This is a genomic window from Phenylobacterium sp., from assembly GCF_013911965.1.
In the GTDB taxonomy this organism is placed as follows: Bacteria; Pseudomonadota; Alphaproteobacteria; order Caulobacterales; family Caulobacteraceae; genus Phenylobacterium.
The window spans coordinates 60,494-79,308 of the sequence record NZ_JACESE010000013.1 but is presented as its reverse complement, the minus strand read 5'-3'; the positions used below and the strand labels follow the sequence as shown (position 1 = coordinate 79,308).

General features: G+C 70.9%; 21 protein-coding genes. 14 read left to right on the top strand and 7 right to left on the bottom strand.

Annotated features, from left to right (window positions below):
• Positions 1-41: 41 nt before the first annotated feature.
• From H2041_RS13945 to H2041_RS13935, 3 genes are all read left to right on the top strand, one after another.
• The gene (locus H2041_RS13945; protein ID WP_293413584.1) at positions 42-464 is read left to right on the top strand and encodes a MarR family winged helix-turn-helix transcriptional regulator; all 423 of its coding nucleotides are present in this window, start codon (positions 42-44) and stop codon (positions 462-464) included.
• 99 nt (positions 465-563) lie between these two features.
• On the top strand, positions 564-965 hold the full coding sequence (locus H2041_RS13940) for a GFA family protein (RefSeq protein ID WP_293413582.1): 402 nt from the start codon (positions 564-566) through the stop codon (positions 963-965).
• A 98-nt stretch (positions 966-1,063) separates the two neighbouring features.
• Positions 1,064-1,843 carry a DUF3800 domain-containing protein gene (locus tag H2041_RS13935; protein ID WP_293413580.1) on the top strand — a complete coding sequence of 260 codons (780 nt, stop codon included), beginning with the start codon at positions 1,064-1,066 and terminating at the stop codon, positions 1,841-1,843.
• A gap of 138 nt (positions 1,844-1,981) precedes the next feature.
• On the opposite strand, the gene H2041_RS13930 is transcribed toward H2041_RS13935, so the two are convergent.
• Complete coding sequence (locus H2041_RS13930; protein WP_293413578.1) at positions 1,982-2,725, bottom strand: molybdopterin-synthase adenylyltransferase MoeB; 744 nt, start codon at positions 2,723-2,725, stop codon at positions 1,982-1,984.
• A gap of 40 nt (positions 2,726-2,765) precedes the next feature.
• Here H2041_RS13930 and hslV point away from each other — a divergent pair, with 40 nt between their 5' ends.
• Both hslV and hslU read left to right on the top strand, forming a co-directional pair.
• Entirely contained in the window at positions 2,766-3,317 is a 552-nt protein-coding gene (gene hslV, locus H2041_RS13925) for an ATP-dependent protease subunit HslV (RefSeq protein WP_293413669.1), read from the top strand.
• Between the two features lie 36 nt (positions 3,318-3,353).
• Entirely contained in the window at positions 3,354-4,661 is a 1,308-nt protein-coding gene (hslU, locus tag H2041_RS13920; RefSeq protein WP_293413577.1) for an ATP-dependent protease ATPase subunit HslU, read from the top strand.
• Positions 4,662-4,830: 169 nt separating this feature from the next.
• Here the strand turns inward: hslU and H2041_RS13915 are convergent, their stop codons facing one another.
• Positions 4,831-5,304 carry a DUF2244 domain-containing protein gene (locus H2041_RS13915; protein WP_293413575.1) on the bottom strand — a complete coding sequence of 158 codons (474 nt, stop codon included), beginning with the start codon at positions 5,302-5,304 and terminating at the stop codon, positions 4,831-4,833.
• Between the two features lie 70 nt (positions 5,305-5,374).
• On the opposite strand from H2041_RS13915, the gene nth reads away from it, so the two are divergent.
• Complete coding sequence (nth, locus tag H2041_RS13910) at positions 5,375-6,064, top strand: endonuclease III (protein ID WP_293413573.1); 690 nt, start codon at positions 5,375-5,377, stop codon at positions 6,062-6,064.
• Between the two features lie 54 nt (positions 6,065-6,118).
• Here the strand turns inward: nth and H2041_RS13905 are convergent, their stop codons facing one another.
• The gene (locus tag H2041_RS13905; RefSeq protein ID WP_293413571.1) at positions 6,119-6,886 is read right to left on the bottom strand and encodes a Crp/Fnr family transcriptional regulator; all 768 of its coding nucleotides are present in this window, start codon (positions 6,884-6,886) and stop codon (positions 6,119-6,121) included.
• A gap of 124 nt (positions 6,887-7,010) precedes the next feature.
• Positions 7,011-9,173 (bottom strand): primosomal protein N', encoded by a 2,163-nt coding sequence (locus H2041_RS13900; RefSeq protein WP_293413569.1) that lies wholly within the window; start codon positions 9,171-9,173, stop codon positions 7,011-7,013.
• Between the two features lie 102 nt (positions 9,174-9,275).
• Between H2041_RS13900 and fsa the strand changes: the two genes are divergently transcribed.
• From fsa to H2041_RS13880, 4 genes are read left to right on the top strand one after another with little or no spacing between them, the layout of a single operon-like run.
• On the top strand, positions 9,276-9,929 hold the full coding sequence (gene fsa / locus H2041_RS13895; RefSeq protein ID WP_293413567.1) for a fructose-6-phosphate aldolase: 654 nt from the start codon (positions 9,276-9,278) through the stop codon (positions 9,927-9,929).
• 32 nt (positions 9,930-9,961) lie between these two features.
• Positions 9,962-10,633, top strand: coding sequence for a DUF484 family protein (locus H2041_RS13890; protein WP_293413565.1), 672 nt, complete (start codon positions 9,962-9,964; stop codon positions 10,631-10,633).
• Entirely contained in the window at positions 10,618-11,556 is a 939-nt protein-coding gene (locus tag H2041_RS13885) for a tyrosine recombinase XerC (RefSeq protein ID WP_293413563.1), read from the top strand. Before H2041_RS13890 ends, H2041_RS13885 begins: the two co-directional genes overlap by 16 nt.
• A 23-nt stretch (positions 11,557-11,579) precedes the next feature.
• Positions 11,580-12,041: a GNAT family N-acetyltransferase gene (locus tag H2041_RS13880; protein ID WP_293413561.1), complete on the top strand. Its 462-nt coding sequence runs from the start codon at positions 11,580-11,582 to the stop codon at positions 12,039-12,041.
• A 130-nt stretch (positions 12,042-12,171) separates the two neighbouring features.
• Here H2041_RS13880 and H2041_RS13875 read toward each other — a convergent pair whose 3' ends face one another.
• On the bottom strand, positions 12,172-13,035 hold the full coding sequence (locus H2041_RS13875) for an acyl-CoA thioesterase II (protein WP_293413559.1): 864 nt from the start codon (positions 13,033-13,035) through the stop codon (positions 12,172-12,174).
• 112 nt (positions 13,036-13,147) lie between these two features.
• On the opposite strand from H2041_RS13875, the gene trmD reads away from it, so the two are divergent.
• The 3 genes from trmD to recQ all read left to right on the top strand — a co-directional run bounded on the left by trmD (position 13,148) and on the right by recQ (position 16,367).
• On the top strand, positions 13,148-13,858 hold the full coding sequence (gene trmD / locus H2041_RS13870) for a tRNA (guanosine(37)-N1)-methyltransferase TrmD (protein ID WP_293413557.1): 711 nt from the start codon (positions 13,148-13,150) through the stop codon (positions 13,856-13,858).
• A gap of 27 nt (positions 13,859-13,885) precedes the next feature.
• Positions 13,886-14,323: a 50S ribosomal protein L19 gene (gene rplS, locus H2041_RS13865; RefSeq protein ID WP_293413555.1), complete on the top strand. Its 438-nt coding sequence runs from the start codon at positions 13,886-13,888 to the stop codon at positions 14,321-14,323.
• Between the two features lie 217 nt (positions 14,324-14,540).
• Positions 14,541-16,367, top strand: a complete 1,827-nt coding sequence (gene recQ, locus H2041_RS13860; RefSeq protein WP_293413553.1) for a DNA helicase RecQ — start codon at positions 14,541-14,543, stop codon at positions 16,365-16,367.
• Positions 16,368-16,379: 12 nt separating this feature from the next.
• On the opposite strand, the gene H2041_RS13855 is transcribed toward recQ, so the two are convergent.
• Together H2041_RS13855 and purE are read right to left on the bottom strand one after the other, a co-directional pair.
• Positions 16,380-17,474: a 5-(carboxyamino)imidazole ribonucleotide synthase gene (locus H2041_RS13855; RefSeq protein WP_293413551.1), complete on the bottom strand. Its 1,095-nt coding sequence runs from the start codon at positions 17,472-17,474 to the stop codon at positions 16,380-16,382.
• Complete coding sequence (purE, locus tag H2041_RS13850; protein WP_293413549.1) at positions 17,474-17,986, bottom strand: 5-(carboxyamino)imidazole ribonucleotide mutase; 513 nt, start codon at positions 17,984-17,986, stop codon at positions 17,474-17,476. The genes H2041_RS13855 and purE overlap by 1 nt, the downstream gene beginning before the upstream one ends.
• A gap of 108 nt (positions 17,987-18,094) precedes the next feature.
• Between purE and H2041_RS13845 the strand changes: the two genes are divergently transcribed.
• The gene (locus H2041_RS13845; RefSeq protein WP_293413547.1) at positions 18,095-18,814 is read left to right on the top strand and encodes a GGDEF domain-containing protein; all 720 of its coding nucleotides are present in this window, start codon (positions 18,095-18,097) and stop codon (positions 18,812-18,814) included.
• Position 18,815: the final 1 nt, after the last annotated feature.

Below are 18,815 nucleotides of genomic sequence, written 5' to 3'. Positions count from 1 at the left end.
TTCGTGATAAGACGGTTTTGCGACAGAGGGAGTCAGGCGACGTGCGCCCGTTGGACCAACAGATCTGCTTCACATTGTACGCCACGAGCATGGCGGTCACCCGGGCCTACAAGCCCCTGCTCGACGAGCTGGGGCTGACCTATCCGCAGTACCTGGTGCTGAGCGTGCTGGGGGAGGCCGACGGCCTGACCATCGGGGGCGTGGCCGCACGTCTGGATCTGGAGTCCAGCACGGTGACGCCCCTGGTGAAGCGCCTCGAATCGGCGGGCCTGGTGACGCGCACGCGCAGCCTTGAAGACGAACGGCGGGTGGAGGTGAGGCTGACCGCCTCGGGCCGCGCCCTGCTCGAACGATGCGACTGCCTGGGCGACCATCTGATGGCGCGGTCCGGGATGTCCGGCCAACAGCTGGAGGCGTTGAACAAGCAGATCCAGGCCCTGCGGGAACAGATCAACCAGGGCTGAGGCGGCGCCCGCCGGCGCGAAACCTTGCGGACAGCCCCAAAGCGCGGGACCGTACGCACCTGCTCGCCCCTGGGGACACACAAGCGGAGGCCACGCGCCATGCTGACGGGTAGCTGCACATGCGGCGGGGTGGCCTATGAGGTCGATGGGACGATCGAGGGCATCGCCCACTGCCACTGCGAGACCTGTCGCAAGACCCATGGCGCCGCCTTCTCCAGTATCGCCGCCGCCCCGCGCGACCGGTTCCGCTGGACCCGGGGCGAGGACCTGCTGCGGGCCTATGAAACCTCCCTCGGCAAGCTGAGGCGCTTCTGTTCGCGCTGCGGCTCGCAGCTCGTCGCCGAACGCGTGGGCCAGCCGAACCTGATGCTCCGGCTCGGATGCCTCGACACCCCTGTCACGGCCGAGCGCCAGTGGCACATCTGGCGATCCGACGGCGCGAGCTGGTACGATCCTGCGGAGGTTCACCCGGAGTTTCCGGAGGGGCTTTCTCAGCGCTGAGGCTGTGTGGCTTCAGCTCCCGTTTGATCGCTAGATCGGCGCGTCCGCGCCCCTTCCAATCAACTATATCTCGCCAACTACGCAGACGCAGGCCAGCTTTGTTCCTCGCTTACATGGATGAGTCCGGAAACACCGGCACGCGCGCCGACCCGGATCAGCCGATCCATTTAATTGGCTGTCTCATCGTGGAGGATGTGCGGGTGCGTCCACTTGAGGACGATATTGCCGCCATAGCGGTGAGGCACTTTGGCGAGGCAGCAACGCAGCGGCGTTTCGAGCTACATGGTGCCGATCTCTACAGCGGCAACGGCGTGTTCCGCGATTTTCCTCCGCCGGTACGCATCGCTGCCGCAAAAGACGCGATCAGCGCAATAGCCGCGCACGCGTCTGCGTTTGGATATGCTGGCGTCAACAAGCTGAAGAGCCAGGCTGGCGACCACCCCCACCGAATCGCATTCCAGCTCGTGGTTGAGGGATTGCAGCCTTGGCTAAAGCATCGAGGAGCTCTCGGCCTAATCGTCGCTGACGAAAATCAAGAAGTGGCACAAGATCTTATTGATGACTTTGCCCTCTTTAAGGCGCACTATACGACTTGGGGTTATCGACGCTTGCCTGTGGAGAACATCGTCGATTCTGTCCACTTTGTTCAGTCTCACAACAACCGCATTATACAGGGCTGCGATTTACTGACGTTCTTTTTTTTGAAGGGCCACCGCCTCAGCGAGGCCAAGGCGGACGCCTACAACGCCATTCCCGATCCGAAGCCGACCTGGCCGCAGTGGCTCAAAGCGAACTGCACACGAGCAGAATCCGCCACGCTTGATGTCTATCGCGACGTCAGACAGATCACGCGGTTTCGAGCAAAGATATGGCCTTGAGGGTGGGCCAACCAGGGCTCACGCTGGGGCTCGCTGGCGCAAACCCGCTCCTGGCTGGCGCCCGCGAAGTTAGGCGCTTGCCTTCCTAAGTCAATTCGTCACCTATTTTCGAGGGTGCCTCCCGAATCGGATCGCAACCTACGGTCGTGCTCCACACACCGGACATCCCGGATCAGCCCCAATCCGCACCGTCCGGGTTTCCGCCGCCAGGCCGTCGTAGATCAGTAGCCGCCCCGCCAGCGGCTCTCCCGCCCCGGTGAGCACCTTCACCGCTTCCAGCGCCATCATCGAGCCGATGACGCCGGCCAGCGCGCCGACCACGCCGACGGCGGCGCAGGTCTCGGCGTCGGGGGGGATTTCGGGGACCAGGCACTGGTAGCAGGGGCGGCCGGAGAAGACGCCGACCTGGCCCGTCCAGCGGCCGATGGCGCCGGAGACCAGCGTCTTGCCATGCGCCACGCAGGCGGCGTTCACCGCAAACCGAGTGGCGAAATCGTCGGTGCCGTCCAGCACCAGGTCGACGCCTGCGACGAGCTCGGCGGCGTTGGCGGCGTCCAGCCGCGCTTCCACCGGCGTGATCTTCACATGCGGGTTCAGGGCTGTGAGGTGGGCGGCGGCGGCCTCCACCTTTGGCGTTCCGATATCGGCGCCGCGGAAGAGGACCTGGCGCTGCAGGTTGGAGAGGTCGGCCGCGTCGGGGTCCACCAGCACGATCTCGCCCACGCCGGCGGCGGCGAGATACAGGCTGGCGGGCGCGCCCAGGCCGCCGGCGCCGACGATCAGGACCTTGGTCGCCTTCAGCCTCTGCTGACCCGGGCCTCCGATCTCGCGCAGGACCAGGTGGCGGGCGTAGCGTTCGACCTCGGCCTCGGAGAAGAGCATGCGCTTGACCTCCCTTGCGGCGGTCGCCACATCCCGGCGGATGTCGCAGACCTCTTCCAACTTCCCCGACTGGCACGGCACGACCATCCTGGCGGTCCGCAAGGACGGCAAGACGGTGATCGCCGGCGACGGTCAGGTCTCCATGGGCCAGACCGTGGTCAAGGGCAACGCCCGCAAGGTGCGCACCCTCGCCGGCGGCCGCGTCCTGGCCGGCTTCGCCGGCGCCACGGCCGACGCCTTCACCCTGATCGAGCGGCTCGAGACCAAGCTCGAACAATATCCCGAACAGCTGGCGCGGGCCTGCGTGGACCTGGCCAAGGACTGGCGGACCGACCGCTATCTCCGCCGGCTGGAGGCCATGCTGCTGGTGGCCGACAAGGAGGCGATCTACACGGTCACCGGCGTCGGCGACGTGCTGGAGCCGGAGAGCGGCGTCGCCGCCATCGGCTCGGGCGGCAACTATGCGCTGGCCGCCGGCATGGCGCTGATGGACTCAGGCCTCAGCGCCGAAGAGGTCGCCCGCAAGGCCATGGCCATCGCCGCCAAGATCTGCGTCTACACCAATGGCGAGCTGACGGTTGAGAGCCTTTAGAGGCTTCCCGTCCCGCCGTTCCGAAGAACGGACCCCATGACCGAGTTTTCCCCCCGCGAGATCGTTTCCGAACTCGACCGCTTCATCGTCGGCCACAAGGAGGCCAAGAAGGCCGTGGCCGTGGCCCTGCGCAACCGCTGGCGCCGCCGCCGCGTGCCCGAGGCGCTGCGCGACGAGGTGACGCCCAAGAACATCCTGATGATCGGGCCCACCGGCGTCGGCAAGACCGAGATCGCCCGGCGGCTGGCGAGGCTGGCCAATGCCCCCTTCCTCAAGGTGGAGGCCACCAAGTTCACCGAGGTGGGCTATGTGGGCCGCGACGTCGACCAGATCGTCCGCGACCTGGTGGAGAGCGCCATCGCCATGGTGCGCGACAAGCGCCGCGCCGCCGTCCGCGCCCAGGCCGAGGCCGCCGCCGAGGAGCGGCTGCTGGACGCCCTGACCGGCCCCGGCTCCACGGCCGCGCGGGAGAGCTTCCGCAAGAAGCTGCGCGCGAACGAACTGGACGACAAGGAGGTGGAGCTGACGCTCGCCGACACCGGCGGCGGCATGCCGCTGTTCGACGTGCCCGGTCAGCCCGGCGCCTCGATGGGGGTGATGAACATCTCCGACCTCATGGGCAAGGCCTTCGGCCAGGGCCGCACCAAGACCCACAAGACCACCGTCGCCGGGGCCTGGGCCCCGCTCATCGCCGAGGAGAGCGACAAGCTGCTCGACCAGGAGGCCCTGACCCAGGAGGCCCTGGAGCTGGCCGAGAACGAGGGCATCGTCTTCCTCGACGAGATCGACAAGGTGGCCAGCCGCTCCGACCGCGCCGGCGCGGACGTGTCCCGCGAGGGCGTGCAGCGCGACCTGCTGCCCCTGATCGAGGGCACGACCGTGGCCACCAAGCACGGACCGGTGAAGACCGACCACATCCTGTTCATCGCCTCGGGCGCCTTCCACGTGGCCAAGCCCTCGGACCTTCTGCCCGAGCTGCAGGGCCGCCTGCCCATCCGCGTCGAGCTGAAGGCGCTGACCCGCGACGACATGCGCCGCATCCTCACCGAGCCGGAGGCCAATCTGATCCGCCAGAACCAGGCCCTGCTGGAGACCGAGGGCGTGACGCTGACCTTCACCGAAGAGGCCATCGACGCGCTCGCCGATTCCGCCGTGGCGGTGAACGGCTCGGTGGAGAATATCGGCGCCCGCCGGCTCCAGACGGTGATGGAGAAGGTGCTGGAGGACATCAGCTTCACCGCCGCCGACCGCTCCGGCGAGACGCTCACCGTCGACGCCGACTATGTCCGCGAGCGGCTGGGCGAGCTGTCGGCCAATACGGACCCGTCACGGTACATTCTGTAGGCCTGAACCGGCGCTGACGCGCCGGCCCCCTCCGGCCCTCCGGGCCACCTCCCCCTGGAAAAGGGGGAGGATCGGCTCAGCGGTTGTTGAGAGCACGGTGCTAAGATGCTCCCCCTTCCAGGGGGAGCTGTCGCGAAGCGAGAGAGGGGGTCTGCGGACGCGCCGCCCCTTAGTACCGCGCCGAGCGCGCCTTCCAGATGGCGGTCTCCAGAGCGCGCGCGAAGGCGGCCCGTTCCCCGGGACTGAGCGCGGCGGCCACCTGGGCGACCTTGCCCGACAGCATGACTTTCACGCCGACGGTCTGGTCGTCCTCCACGTCCACGGCCACGCGGGTGAAGGCGGTCGGCGAGGTCCAGACCAGGGCATGGGCCTTGGGCGTCTCGCGGGTCACGCGGACCTCGCGGGCGGTGACCTGCACCCGCTCCACCTGCCGGGCGGCATGGAAGCTGGCCAGGAAGGCCGCGGCGATGGCCGCCACGTCCAGCGCCAGGAAGATGGGCACCAGCGTCGCGCCCAGGCGCAGGAAGATCAGCGCCGAGACGCAGTTCAGCGCCGTGACGATCGAGATCAGGATCACGAAGCCGCGCTGCGACAGCGAGCGGTTGGGCGTGATCACCGCGTCCATGAAATAGGGGCCGTCCATCGCGACCTGTGACCTCTAGGCGTCTCCAAGGCTTGGCGAAGCGCACAGCGCAGGGCATCAAAGCCCGCAGATGGCCAGGACCGCAACCGCCAAATCGCGCCCGCCGCGCCGCCGCCTTTCGCCCGCCGAGAAGGCGCGGATCGAGACCCTGTTCGAACGCTTCGAGGCGGCCGAAACCGATCCCCGCACCGAGCTGAATTACGACAGCCCCTATACGCTGGTCACCGCCGTGGCGCTTTCAGCCCAGGCGACCGACGTCTCGGTGAACAAGGCGACGGCGAAGCTCTTCGCGGTGGCCGATACGCCGCAGAAGATGCTGGACCTCGGGGAAGAGGGCTTGATCCCCTACATCGCCTCGATCGGCCTCTACCGGACCAAGGCCAAGAACGTCATCGCCGCGGCGAAGATCCTGATCGAGCAGCACGGCGGCGAGGTGCCGCTGGACCGCGAAGCGCTGCAGGCCCTGCCGGGAGTCGGGCGCAAGACCGCCTCGGTGGTGCTGAACGAGCTTCGGGTGGAGCCGGCCATCGCCGTCGACACCCATGTCTTCCGCGTCGCCCACCGGCTGAAGCTCGCCTCCGGCAAGACGCCGGACCAGGTGGAGGCCGAACTGATGGCCGTCATCCCCGAGCCCTACCTGACCCGGGCCCATCACTGGCTGATCCTGCACGGCCGCTACGTCTGCACGGCGCGCAAGCCGAAGTGCGAGGACTGCCCGGTCGCCGACCTCTGCCCGTCCAGGAAGCTGTTCGCCGGGTGAAGCCCCTTCCGCTCGCGGGCGGACTTGGACGGCGGGGCGAGGGCCCCTCCCGCCTCAGTCCTCCGCCACCTCCGGCAGGAGGGTGCGGTAGTGGGCGTCGACGGCGGCGTAGCACTCGCAGCAGGCGGCCTCGAGGCCCTCGCGGTCGACGATCTCCACATGGCCGTGGTGCTGGCGGATCAGACCGCGGTGCTCCAGCGCCTTGGCGACGCCCGAAACGGTGGTCCGCTGGACCCCGAGCATCTCGGCCAGGGCCTGCTGGGTCAGGCGGATGATGTCCTCGCCGGCGCGGTCGTGGGTCGACAGCAGCCAGCGGGCGGCGCGCTGCTCCACCGGGTGCAGGGCGTTGCAGACCACCGACTGCATCACCTGGGCCAGCAGGGCGTCCGCATAGCGGGAGAACAGGTCGGCGATGGCCGGATGGCGTCGCTTGGCGGCCTCCAGCTGGTCGGTGGCGACGGCGAGCGAGGGACCGGGGATCTGAACCACGGCGCGGCCATAGGCGGGCTTGTGGCCGGCGCTGACGATGCCGCCGGCCGCCCCCTCGCGGCCGATGCTGGCGGCCTCCACCTCGCGGCCGTCGCGGGTGACCAGCAGCAGGGAGACCATGGTCGAGTGGCAGGGCAGGTGGGTGGTCTCGACGTCGTCGCCGGGCTCGAACAGCACCCGGCCCCGTTCGAGCGCGACGCTGCGCACATGCGGGGCCAGTTCGCGCAGGGCGGCCGACGGCAGGGCCGCCAGCAGGCGGTTGCCGCGCAGGGCGGACAGGTCGGCCAACCCTTTCGGGCGGCTCGGGTCGGGCGTGGACTGGCCCATGGACATGGTGGCGAGGCCTCGGAGGGGGGGCGCGTCGAGCGGCGCAAGCTTAGCAGCCATAGGGGACGGGACACAGGCCGTCCGTCGGGCGCCAGACGTTCGGTCGCAGACGCCTGCCCCCGGGCCCCCTTCAGAGGAAGCTGTAGGGATCGACGTCGATGGCCACGCGGATCGAGGCCGGCGGCTTCACCCGCGCCCGCCAGGCGGCCAGGTAGGCCGACAGATCGACGCCGCGGTCGGCGCGGACCAGGAAGCGCTTGCGCCGTCGTCCGCGCACCAGGGCGAGCGGCGCATCGGCCGGGCCGTAGACCTCCACCCCCTCGGCGTTGGGGGCGGCGGCGGCCATCTGCTGGACGAAGGCCTCCAGCGCTTGCGGGTTCTCGCTGGAAACGATGACGGCGCCGAGGCGGCCGAAGGGCGGCAGGCCGGCCAGCTCGCGCTCCTCCATCTCGGCGGCCACGAAGGCGTCCCGGTCCTGGGCGGCCAGCGCCTGCATCACGGCGTGGTCCGGCGCATAGGTCTGCAGCAGGGCGCGCCCGGGCCGGTCGCGGCGGCCGGCCCGTCCGGTGGCCTGGGCCAGGAGCTGGTAGGTGCGCTCGGCCGCGCGCAGGTCGCCGCCGCGCAGGCCGAGGTCGGCGTCGACCACGCCGACCAGGGTGAGGTTCGGGAAGTTGTGGCCCTTGGCGGCGGCCTGGGTCGCCACCAGGATGTCGATCTCGCCGGCCGCCATGCTTTCCACCAGGCGCCGCGCCTCGCGGGCGTCGAAGACGGTGTCGGAGGAGAAGACCGCCACCCGCGCCTCGGGGAAGAGGCTGCGCGCCTCCTCCTCCACCCGCTCCACGCCGGGCCCGATGGAGACCAGGCTGTCGACCGCCCCGCAGTGGGGGCAGGCCTTGGGCTTGGGCATTGAAAAGCCGGTCAGGTGGCAGACGAGGCGGCCCGAATAGCGGTGCTCCACCAGCCACGAATCGGTGTCCGGCGCCGTCAGCCGCTCGCCGCAGGCCCGGCAGAGGACCAGCGGGGCGTAGCCGCGCCGGTTGAGGAACAGCAGGGTCTGCTCGCCGCGCGCCAGGGTCTCGCCCATGGCCGCGACCAGGGGCGGGGAGAGCCAGCGCCCCGCCTCCGGCGGGCTCTCGCGCAGGTCGATCAGGTCGATCTGCGGCAACTGGGCGGTCCCATGCCGCGCCGACAGCTTCAGCCAGCGGTAGCGGCCGGTCTCGGCGTTGCGCAGGGTCTCGAGCGACGGCGTCGCCGAGGCCAGCACCACGGCCGCCGCCTCCATCTTGCCCCGCACCACCGCCAGGTCGCGGGCGTGGTAGATGAAGCCCTCCTCCTGCTTGAACGAGGTGTCGTGCTCCTCGTCGACGACGATCAGCTTCAGGTTGGCGAACGGCAGGAAGAGGGCCGAGCGGGCGCCGACCACGATGGGGCAGCGGCCGGCGGCCACCGCCTCCCAGACCTTGCGGCGCGCCGGCGGCGCCACGTCGGAGTGCCATTCGCCGGGCCGGACGCCGAACCGCTCCTCGAAACGGGCGATGACGGCCTGGGTGAGCGCGATCTCCGGCAGGAGGACGAGGATCTGGGCGGCCGGATCGGCGGCGAGCGCATGGGCGACGGCCTCCAGATAGACCTCGGTCTTTCCCGAGCCGGTCACGCCGTCCAGCAGGGCGACGTTGAAGCCGGTCTCGTCCATCATGGCGGCGAGCGCCTGGGCGGCGGCCGCCTGGCTGGGATTGAGCGGGGGGCGGGGGCGCGCCAGGTCCGGCGGCGGAAAGGCCGCCTGCGGCTGGACGAGCTCGACGCGCAGCACGCCCTCGTCGATCAGGCCCTTCACCACACCGGCCGACACCTCCGCCGCACGGGCGAGATCGGCGGGCGCGCCCGTGAAGCCGTCGACCGCGGCCAGCACCTTCTCCCGCGCCGGCGTCAGACGGGCCGGCGCGGCGCCCGTGAGCACGACGCGCTTCTCCGGCCGGGGGCGGGGCGCGCGGGCGCCGCGCAGGGCGATGGCCAGCGGCTGGCCGGGCGCATCGACCGCGTAGCGGGCGGCCCACTGGACGAATTCCAGCGTGGCCGGCGGCAGGGCCGGCTCCTCCAGCCGCGCCTCCAGCGGCTTCAGCGGCCGGTTGCCGCCGGCGGCCTCGCGCAGGGCGACCACGACGCCGCGCAGGGTGCGCGGCCCGAGCGGCGCGGCCACCTGGTCGCCGACCGACAGTTCCATCCCCTCCGGCTCGGCATAGTCGAACGCTTCCGGCAGGGGCATGGGCAGCAGGACCGAAGCGATCCGGCTCATCCTTGGCCCCGCGCCTGCGTCGGTTTCGTCATGGACACAGGGTGGTCGGCGTAGGGCGCGCAGGATAAACACGCCCGTCCCACCCTAGCGGAGATCAAGGCCATGCAGATCTTTCTCGACACCACCGATACGGCCGTCCTGAAGGACCTGGCCGCCACCGGCCTGGTGGACGGCGTCACCACCAATCCGTCGCTCATCGCCAAGTCCGGGCGTCCCATGCTGGAGGTCATCGCCGAGATTTGCGACCTCGTCGAGGGGCCGGTGAGCGCCGAGGTGGCCGCCATCGACGTCGACGGCATGCTGGCCGAGGGGCGCAGGCTCGCCTCCGTCGCCCAGAACGTGGTGGTCAAGGTGCCGCTGACCCGGGCCGGCCTGACGGCCACGGGCGAGCTCTCGCGCGAGGGCATCCTGACCAATGTCACCCTCTGCTTCTCCGCCGCCCAGGCCCTGCTGGCCGCCAAGGCCGGCGCCACCTACATCTCGCCCTTCATCGGCCGCCTGGACGATCACGGCGCCGACGGCATGGGCCTGATCACCGAGATCCGCGCCATCTACGACAACTACGACTTCGACACCGAAATCCTCGCCGCCTCGATCCGCAGCCCGGCGCACGTGACGGCCTCGGCGCTCGCCGGCGCCGACTGTGCGACCATTCCGCCCGCCACCTTCGCCGACCTCTTCAAGCACCCGTTAACCGAGAAGGGCCTTGATCAGTTCATGAGCGACTGGGCCAAGACGGGTCAGTCGATCCTGTAGGGTTTGACCGGCGCGTAAGGGGGCCGATGGGCATGGACGGGGCGACCAGCGCACACGAGGCGCAGGCCGAGGTTCGGCGTTTCCTGCTGGAGAATCCGGGTTTCCTTCTGGAGGATCCCGAGCTGATGCGGGCGCTCGGCGTCGAGGCCCTGCCCGACAATGTGGTGGCCTTCGGGCCGGCCGCGCTCGCCCGGGTGCATGCCGCGCACCGCCGGGAATCGGCGGCGCGGCGGCAGCTGGAATCCACCGCGCGAGCCAACTTCGCCGCCCAGGCCCAGACGCACGGGGCGGTCATCGACCTGCTTGAGGCGCGCAACCACGCCGATCTCGCGCGGCGCGTGGACGACCTCGCCCAGCTGCGCTTCGGCCTCTGCGCCGGGGCGCTGGCCCTGGAAGGTCCCGATCGCACGCCGGCCGGCTGGCGGGCCCTGGCGGAGGGCCAGGTGGACCTGGTGCTCGGCGGCCACCAGAAGCTCGCCCGCATGGGCTTCTGGGCGCCGGCGCTGGGCCTGTTCGGCGAGCGGGCCGATCAGGTGAAGTCCATGGCGCTCATCCGCCTGGCCATCTGGCAGCCGGCGCGCGAAGGCCTGATCGCCTTCGGCTCGTCCGACCCGAACGGCTTCACCGAGGACATGGGCGCCGAACTCGTGGCCTTCCTGGGCCGGGTGGTCGAGCGCACGGCGGAGCGTTGGCCGGTCCTCTGAGCCCCGCGGCCGGCGCCGCCGAGGCGGTCCAGGCCTGGCTCGCGCACCTGTCGCAGGAGCGCCGCGCCTCTCCGCGCACCGTGGAGGCCTACGGCTTCGCCGGGCGGCGCTACGTCGCCTTCCTCGAGGCCCACCGGGGCGGCCCCCTCACCGTTAACGAGATGGGCGGGGTCGAGGCGGCCGAACTGCGCGCCTGGCTCGCCCACCTGCGCGGCGGCGACAGGCCGCTCTCCCCCCGCTCCATGAGCCAGGCGCTCTCGGCCGTGCGGGGTTTCCACAGATTTCTCGACCGCCGCCTCGGCGTCGCCAACGCGGCCGTCAGCCTTGTCCGCGGCCCCAAGGTGAAGCCGGGCGCGCCCCGGCCGGTGACCGAGGACCAGGCCCGCGGCCTGATCGCCGAGCCCGACCTCGACCCCGACCGCGAGCCCTGGGAAGCCGCCCGCGACGCCGCGGTCCTCACCCTGCTCTACGGCTGCGGCCTGCGGATTTCCGAGGCGCTCTCCCTGCGCCGGGCCGATGCGCCGCTCGCCGAATCCTTGCGGATCACGGGGAAGGGCGGGAAGACGCGGCTCGTGCCCGTGCTGCCCGCCGTGGCCGAGGCGGTGGAGAGCTATCTCGCCGAGGTGCCCTTCGCGCTGGCGCCGGAGGACGCGCTGTTCCGGGCCAGGCGCGGCGGACCCTTGAGCCCCCGCCACGTCCAGGCGACCGTCCAGACCCTGCGCGGCCGGCTCGGCCTGCCGTCCAGCGCCACGCCGCACGCCCTGCGGCATTCCTTCGCGACGCACCTGCTGGGCGCAGGCGCGGACTTGCGTTCGATCCAGGAACTGTTAGGGCACGCTTCGCTTTCCACCACCCAGCGATACACCGACGTGGACGCAGAGCGGCTCCTCGCCGCCTATGCCAAGGCCCATCCGCACGCATGACCTGCCCGATCCGACTTCGCCCCGTGATCCCGTCCGACCTGCCGATCCTGTTCGAGCAGCAGCGGGACCCGACGGCCAACCGCATGGCGGCCTTCGGCGCCGAGAACCCGGACGACCGCAAGGCCTTCATGGCCCGCTGGGACAGGCTCCTGAAGACGCCGGGCGTCACCGCGCGCACCATCGAGGTCGCCGGCGACGTCGCCGGCCACATCCTGTGCGCCGACGAGACGATCAGCTACTGGGTCGGCAAGCCCTGGTGGGGTCACGGCGTGGCCACGGGCGCGCTCGCCGCCTTGCTGGACGAGATCGACGTCCGCCCGCTGCAGGCGCGCGTGGCCAAGGACAACTTCGCCTCGCTGAAGGTGCTGGAGCACGCCGGCTTCCACACCCGCGGCCAGGACAAGGCCTTCGCCCCCGGCCGCGGCGAAGAGGTCGAGGAGTACGTCATGGTGCTCGAGCCGGCCGTGGCCGCCCGGGCCAGCTGAGCCGCCTCCGCTGAAACCGTCGTCCGAACCCGCCCCGTCGCGGATGCGGATCGAATAAAAAAGAGCACGAAGCGACCTGCGGTCCCCTCGTGCTCTTCGTGGCGCTCTGCTTTCGCCGGCGCGGCCGGCGTCAGTCGCCCTTGCGCATCCGCATCAGACCTTCCTGGGCGACCGAGGCCACCAGGGTCCCGTCCTGGGTGTAGATGGCGCCGCGGACGAAGCCGCGGCCGCCGGAGGCCGACGGGCTGTCCTGGGTGTAGAGGTGCCAGTCGTTGAAGTTGGACGGCTTGTGGAACCACATGGCGTGGTCGAGGCTGGCCGACTGCAGGCCCGGCGTCTGCCAGACCACGCCGTGCGGGCGCATGGCGGTGGACAGCAGGTTCATGTCCGAGGCGTAGGCCAGGATCACCTGGTGCATGCGCGGATCGTCGCCGATCGGTCCGGTGGCGCGGATCCACACGTCGGCGCGGCCTTCCCGGGGGGTCATGTCGCCGCCGAAGCCGAAGGAGTCCCGGCCGCGCATTTCGATGGGCCGCGGGCGCGACATCATCTTGCGCATCTCCGGCGGCATCTTCTCGGCCGCCTTCTTCATGGCCTCGGCCTCGGTCGGCAGCTCGTCGGGGCCGGGAACCTTCGGCATCGGCGCCTGGTGCTCGAAGCCGTCCTCGACCACCTGGAAGGAGGCGGCGAGATTGAAGATCTGCTTGCCGTTCTGGATGGCCACCACCCGGCGGGTGGTGAAGGTGCCGCCGTCGCGGGAGCGGTCGACCTCGAACAGGATCGGGATGCGCGGGTCGCCCGGGCGGATGAAGTAGCAGTGCAGCGAGTGGCAGATGCGCTCTTCCACCGTCTCGTAGGCCGCCAGCAGGGACTGGGCGATGACCTGGCCGCCGAAGATGCGGGGCGGACCGCCCTGGGGGCTCACGCCTCGGAAGAGGTTCTGTTCGATGCGCTCCAGCGCCAGGGTGTCGGGCAGGATCTCGGGCGTGTCCATAATGGCTGAAATCTTATGTTGCAGGTGCGAAAGCGCGACGGCTTAACCCCTGCGGCCTTTGGCGGCAAGGCGAAGGCTTTCCTTCCCCCGCCTTTGGGTGCAGATGGCCCGCATGTCGTTCGACGCCACCGTGCTGACCATGTTCCCCGAGGCCTTTCCCGGTCCGCTCGGCGTGTCCCTGATCGGAACCGCCTGGCGCGAGCAGGGACTGTGGACTCTGGAAACAGTGGACATCCGCGCCTTTTCCAAGGATAAGCGCGGCTTCCTCGACGACACCCCCGCGGGTGGCGGCCCGGGGCAGGTGTTGCGAGCGGACGTCATCGCATCGGCGCTGGACAGCCTCGATGTGCGAGGGCGGCCGCTTTTGTACATGAGCGCCCGGGGCACGCCCCTGACCCAGGCGCGGGTGCGTGAATGGTCCAAGGGCCCGGGTGTGATCATCCTGGCCGGGCGGTTCGAAGGGGTGGACCAACGGGTGCTCGACGCCCGGGGGTTCGAAGAGGTCGCCGTGGGCGACGCGGTCCTCGCCGGCGGCGAGGTCGCGGCCATGCTGACCATCGAAGCGTGCGTAAGGCTCGTGCCCGGCGTCCTCGGCCAGGCGCAGAGTTTGAGTGAAGAGAGTTTCGAGGACGGGCTTCTCGAGCATCCGCAGTACACGAGGCCGCGGACGTTCGAAGGGCTCGACATCCCGCAGGTGCTGCTTTCCGGGCACCATGCCGAGGTCGCCAGGTGGCGGGCGGAGCAGCGGGAGATCACCACGCGGGAGCGGCGGCCGGACCTCTGGGCGCGGCATCTCGCCAATCAACAGGCAAAGGGCGAGTAAAGCCCAGTACATGAAGGATTAAGACCGATGAACGTGATCGAACAGCTCCGCAAGGAAGAAGCCAACCGCCTGAAGGCGGGCCGCCCCATTCCGGAGTTCCGCCCCGGCGACACCGTGCGCGTCAATGTGCGCATCAAGGAAGGCGACCGCGAACGCGTTCAGGCCTATGAGGGCGTCTGCATCGCCCGCTCCGGCGAAGGCGTCGACGAGAACTTCACCGTCCGCAAGATTTCCTTCGGCGAAGGCGTGGAACGCGTGTTCCCGATCCTCTCGCCGATGATCGAATCCATCGAGGTCAAGCGTCGCGGCGTCGTGCGCCGGGCCAAGCTCTATTACCTGCGCGACCGCCGCGGCAAGTCGGCGCGGATCGCCGAGCGCCAGATGACCCAGGCCGAGCGGGACGCCGAGCGCGCCGCCCGCACCGAGGCCGCCGAGCTGGCCGCCGCGCAGAACGAGGAAGCCTAAAAGCTTTCATCGACTGACGGTGTTCGAAGGGCGGCCCGCGGCGATCGCGGGCCGCCCTTTTTCGTGGCGCGAGACGCTGGCGTCGCGCCTATGCGCCAGACCTTCGCGCCCTCGCGCCTCGACGGCCGCGGGGCGCTGCGCCTGCTGAAGGCCGCGCATGAGACCCGGGGCGATTTCCGCTTCAAACGGGCCGCCGACGCAGCCCATAAGGCGGGCCATGTCCCCGACCCTCGAACAGGCGCGCGAGGTGCTGCGCCGCACCTTCGGTCACGCCGACTTCCGCGGCCTGCAGGCCCAGGTGATCGGCGAGGTGCTGGCCGGGCGCAGCGCGCTCGCCGTCCTGCCCACCGGCGGCGGCAAGAGCCTCTGCTACCAGATCCCCAGCCTGCTGCGGCCGGGCCTCGGCCTCGTCGTCTCGCCGCTGATCGCGCTCATGACCGACCAGGTCGCCGCCCTGCAGCAGTCGGGCGTGGCGGCCGCGCGCCTGGACTCGGCCGTCGATCCGCAGGAGCGGTCGGAGACCTGGCGGCGGATCGAGGCCGGCGCCCTCGACCTGCTCTACGTCTCGCCCGAGGGGCTGATGAGCCCGCACATGATGGAGCGCCTGCGCCGCACGCCGCTGGCCCTGATCGCCATCGACGAGGCGCACTGCGTCAGCCAGTGGGGCCACGACTTCCGGCCCGAGTACCGCATGCTGGGCCGGCTGGCGGAGATCTTCCCGGACGTGCCGCGCCTGGCCGTCACCGCCACCGCCGACGCCCGGACCCGCGACGACATCCGCGCCGAGCTGCGCCTGGAAGACGCCGCCGAGTTCGTGGCCAGCTTCGCCCGGCCCGAACTCGCCCTCTTCGCCGAGCGCAAGGCCGGGGCGGCTCAGAAGCGGGTGCTGGAGCTGGTCGCCGAGCGCCGCGGGCGGTCGGGCGTCATCTATGCCGGTTCGCGCGAGGGGACTGAGCGCCTGGCCCAGGCCCTGCGCGAGGCCGGCGTCGACGCCCAGGCCTATCACGCCGGCCTCGACAAGGCCGTGCGCGCCGACCGCCTGGAAGCCTTCCTGGAGGCCGAGGATGCGGTGATGGTGGCGACCATCGCCTTCGGCATGGGTGTGGACAAGCCCGACGTCCGCTTCGTCATCCACGCCGACCCGCCGGCCTCGATCGAGGCCTACTGGCAGGAGATCGGCCGGGCGGGGCGCGACGGCGAGCCGGCCGAGGGCATCACCCTCTATGGCGCGTCCGATCTCGCCTGGGCCCTGCGGCGCATCGACGGCCGGGAGATGGACGAGGGCGTCAAGCAGGTGCAGGTGCGCAAGGTGCGCCAGCTCTACGCCATGCTGGAGGGGACGGCCTGCCGGGCCGCCGCCGTGCGCCGCTATTTCGGAGAGACCGGCGTCGAGCCCTGCGGCCAGTGCGACGTCTGCCTGTCGCCGCCGGAGACCGAGGACGCGACCGAGGCCGCCCAGAAGGCGCTGTCGGCCGTTCACCGGCTGGGCGGGCGCTACGGGCGCGGACGGCTCGTCGACCACCTTCTCGGCAAGACCAAGGAGGTGTCGGACTTCGAGGCGGGGCTGACCACCTTCGGCATCGGCCAGGACCGCAGCGCGGCGGCCTGGCGCGACCTGATCGACCAGCTGCTGTTCGAAGGCCTGCTGCGCGAGGACCCCAACGACAACCGGCCCCTGATCGCCCTCGGCGACGCCGAGGGCGTGCGGGCCGTCTATCGCGGCGAGCGGCGCGTTTCGGTGCGGAAGCTCTCGCCCCAGGCCGAACGTCGGAGCGCGACACGTCGCCGGGGCCGCGAACCGGCCGCCGCGCTACCGCCCCACGACCAGGGCCTGTTCGAGGCCCTGCGGGCCTGGCGACGGGAGGAGGCGGCGCGCCAGCACGTGCCGCCCTATGTGATCTTCCACGACCGCACGCTGGCCGAAATCGCCGCGGCGCGACCCGGCGGGGCCGGCGCCCTGGCCGCGCTCTCGGGCGTCGGGGAGGGCAAGCTCGCCCGCTATGGCGAGGCGGTGCTGGCGGTGGTGCGGGGATTCGAGGCCTAGCCGGCCTTCCGCCTACCGACCAGGCTCCAGCCGGGACAGGCGGTTCACGTGGCCCATCTTGCGGCCCGGCTTGGCTTCGCGCTTGCCATAGAGGTGCAGCCGGGTCTCCGGCTCGGCGGCGAACTTCGCCCAGCCGCCCGCCTCGTCGCCCAGCAGATTGACCATCTCCACCCGCGCCCGCGCCTCGGTCGGGCCGAGGGGCCAGCCGACGACGGCGCGAATGTGCTGCTCGAACTGGCAGACCTCGCAGCCGTCCTGCGTCCAGTGGCCGGTGTTGTGGACCCGGGGCGCGATCTCGTTGGCCAGCAGGCGCCCGTCGGAGAGCTCGAAGAGCTCCACGCCGATGACGCCCACATAGTCGAGCCGCGTCAGGATCTGGGCGGCGATGCGCTCGGCCTGGGCGGCGAGTTCGGGGGCGGCGCGGGCCGGGGCCACGGTGCGGCGCAGGATGCCGGCCTCGTGATGGTTCTCGCCGATGGGATAGATGGCCAGGCCGCCGTCGCGGCCGCGGGCGGCGATGATCGACAGCTCGCGCACGAAATCGGCCGGCGCCTCGAGGATGCAGGGCGCCCCGCCGAGGGCCTCGAACACCGCGCCGGCGTCGGCGGCGTGTTCGACCCACTTCTGGCCCTTGCCGTCATAGCCTTCCCGCCGGGTCTTCATCAGGGCCGGGACGCCGAGCAGCCGGGCGGCCTCGGCCGCCTCCTCGGCGCTGTCGACCGTGGCGAAGGCGACGGTCTTGACGCCGGCCTCGTTGAGGAAGGTCTTCTCCGCCACCCGGTCCTGGGCCACGGCGAGCGCCTGGCCGCCGGGCGCGACGGGCGCGCCGAGGGCCTTGAGCCGCTCGACCGCCGCGGCCGGCACGTTCTCGAACTCGTAGGTGATGACGTCCGACAGGTCGGCCAGGCGGGCGAGCGCGTCCGGGTCGTCATAGGCCGCGATCAGCGTCTCGCGGGCCACGCGGCTGGCTGGGGCGTCGATCTCGGGCGTCAGCACCACCACGTCGAAGCCGAGGCGCGCGGCGGCGAGCGCCAGCATGCGGCCGAGCTGGCCGCCGCCCAGGATGCCGATCGTGGCGCCGGGCGCGAGCGGGAATCCGGCGTCCATCAGTCCTCCACCGTCTCGGCCACGGCGTCGGCCAGGTCCCGGGCGAACACGGTCAGGCGCTCCGAAAGGGCGGGGTCGGACGTCGCCAGGATGCGGGCGGCGAGGATGCCGGCGTTTTTGGCCCCGGCCTCCCCGATGGCGAGCGTCGCCACCGGAATGCCGCCGGGCATCTGAACGATCGAGAGCAGGGAATCCATGCCCTTCAGCGCCTTGGACTCCACCGGCACGCCCAGCACCGGCAGCTCCGTCATGGAGGCCGCCATGCCCGGCAGGTGGGCCGCCCCGCCGGCGCCGGCGATGATCACCTTGTAGCCGGCCGCCCGGGCCGTGGTGGCGAAGTCGTAGAGGCGCTTGGGCGTGCGGTGGGCCGAAACCACCCTGGCCTCCCAGGCCACGCCCAGGGCGTCGAGCTGCTCTGCCGCGAACTTCATGGTCGGCCAGTCGGAGCGGCTGCCCATGATGATGGCGACAGGGGCGCGGCCGCCCTGGCCCGCGGAGGTCGGATTGGCCATCTTTGGGGCCCCTCGATCGGAAAGGCGCGGAGTATAGGCGCCGCCTTTGCGCCCGCAACCGATCGCGATTACGATTCTTATGGTTAAGGCTGAAGTGATTCCCACCCCATGAAGATCACGGGCGCTCGCACCGAACCCTTCGCGGCGATCCGCAAGCGCGCGCTCGCCCAGGCGGGCGTCCAGAGCGGCGCGGCCCGCGCCCTGCCGGCCGACAAGGCGGGATTCCTGGGGCTGAGCGAGGCCGACCTGACGCCGGCCGTTCGCGGCGCGGTCCAGACCCTGCTGACGGAGATCGACGACCTGCGCGGCGAAGTCTCGCGGCTGAAGGCCAAGCTTGCGGAAGTGGAGGGCCTGGCCGACCGCGACGCGCTCACCCCCCTGCTCAACCGGCGGGCCTTCATGCGCGAGCTCTCGCGCATCCAGACCTTCTCGCGGCGCTACAACTCGCCGGCCAGCCTGGTCTATTTCGACCTGGACGACTTCAAGAGCGTCAACGACCGCTTCGGCCACGCGGCGGGCGACGCCGTGCTCAAGGCGGTGGCCGAGCGCCTGACCGGACTGGTGCGCGAAAGCGACATCGTCGCCCGCATGGGCGGGGACGAGTTCGCCGTCATCCTGGTCCAGGCCGGCTACCGCACCGCCGAGGCCAAGGCCGAGGCGCTCGCCCGCACCCTGGAGGCCGCGCCCATCCAGTTCGGCGACTGGTCGGCCCCCCTTCACATCTCCTTCGGGGTGCGCGAGATCCCGATCGAGGGCGATCCCGAGGCCATCGTGGCGGAGGCCGACGCGGCCATGTTCATCCGCAAGCGCGAGCGCCACGGCGGCTGAC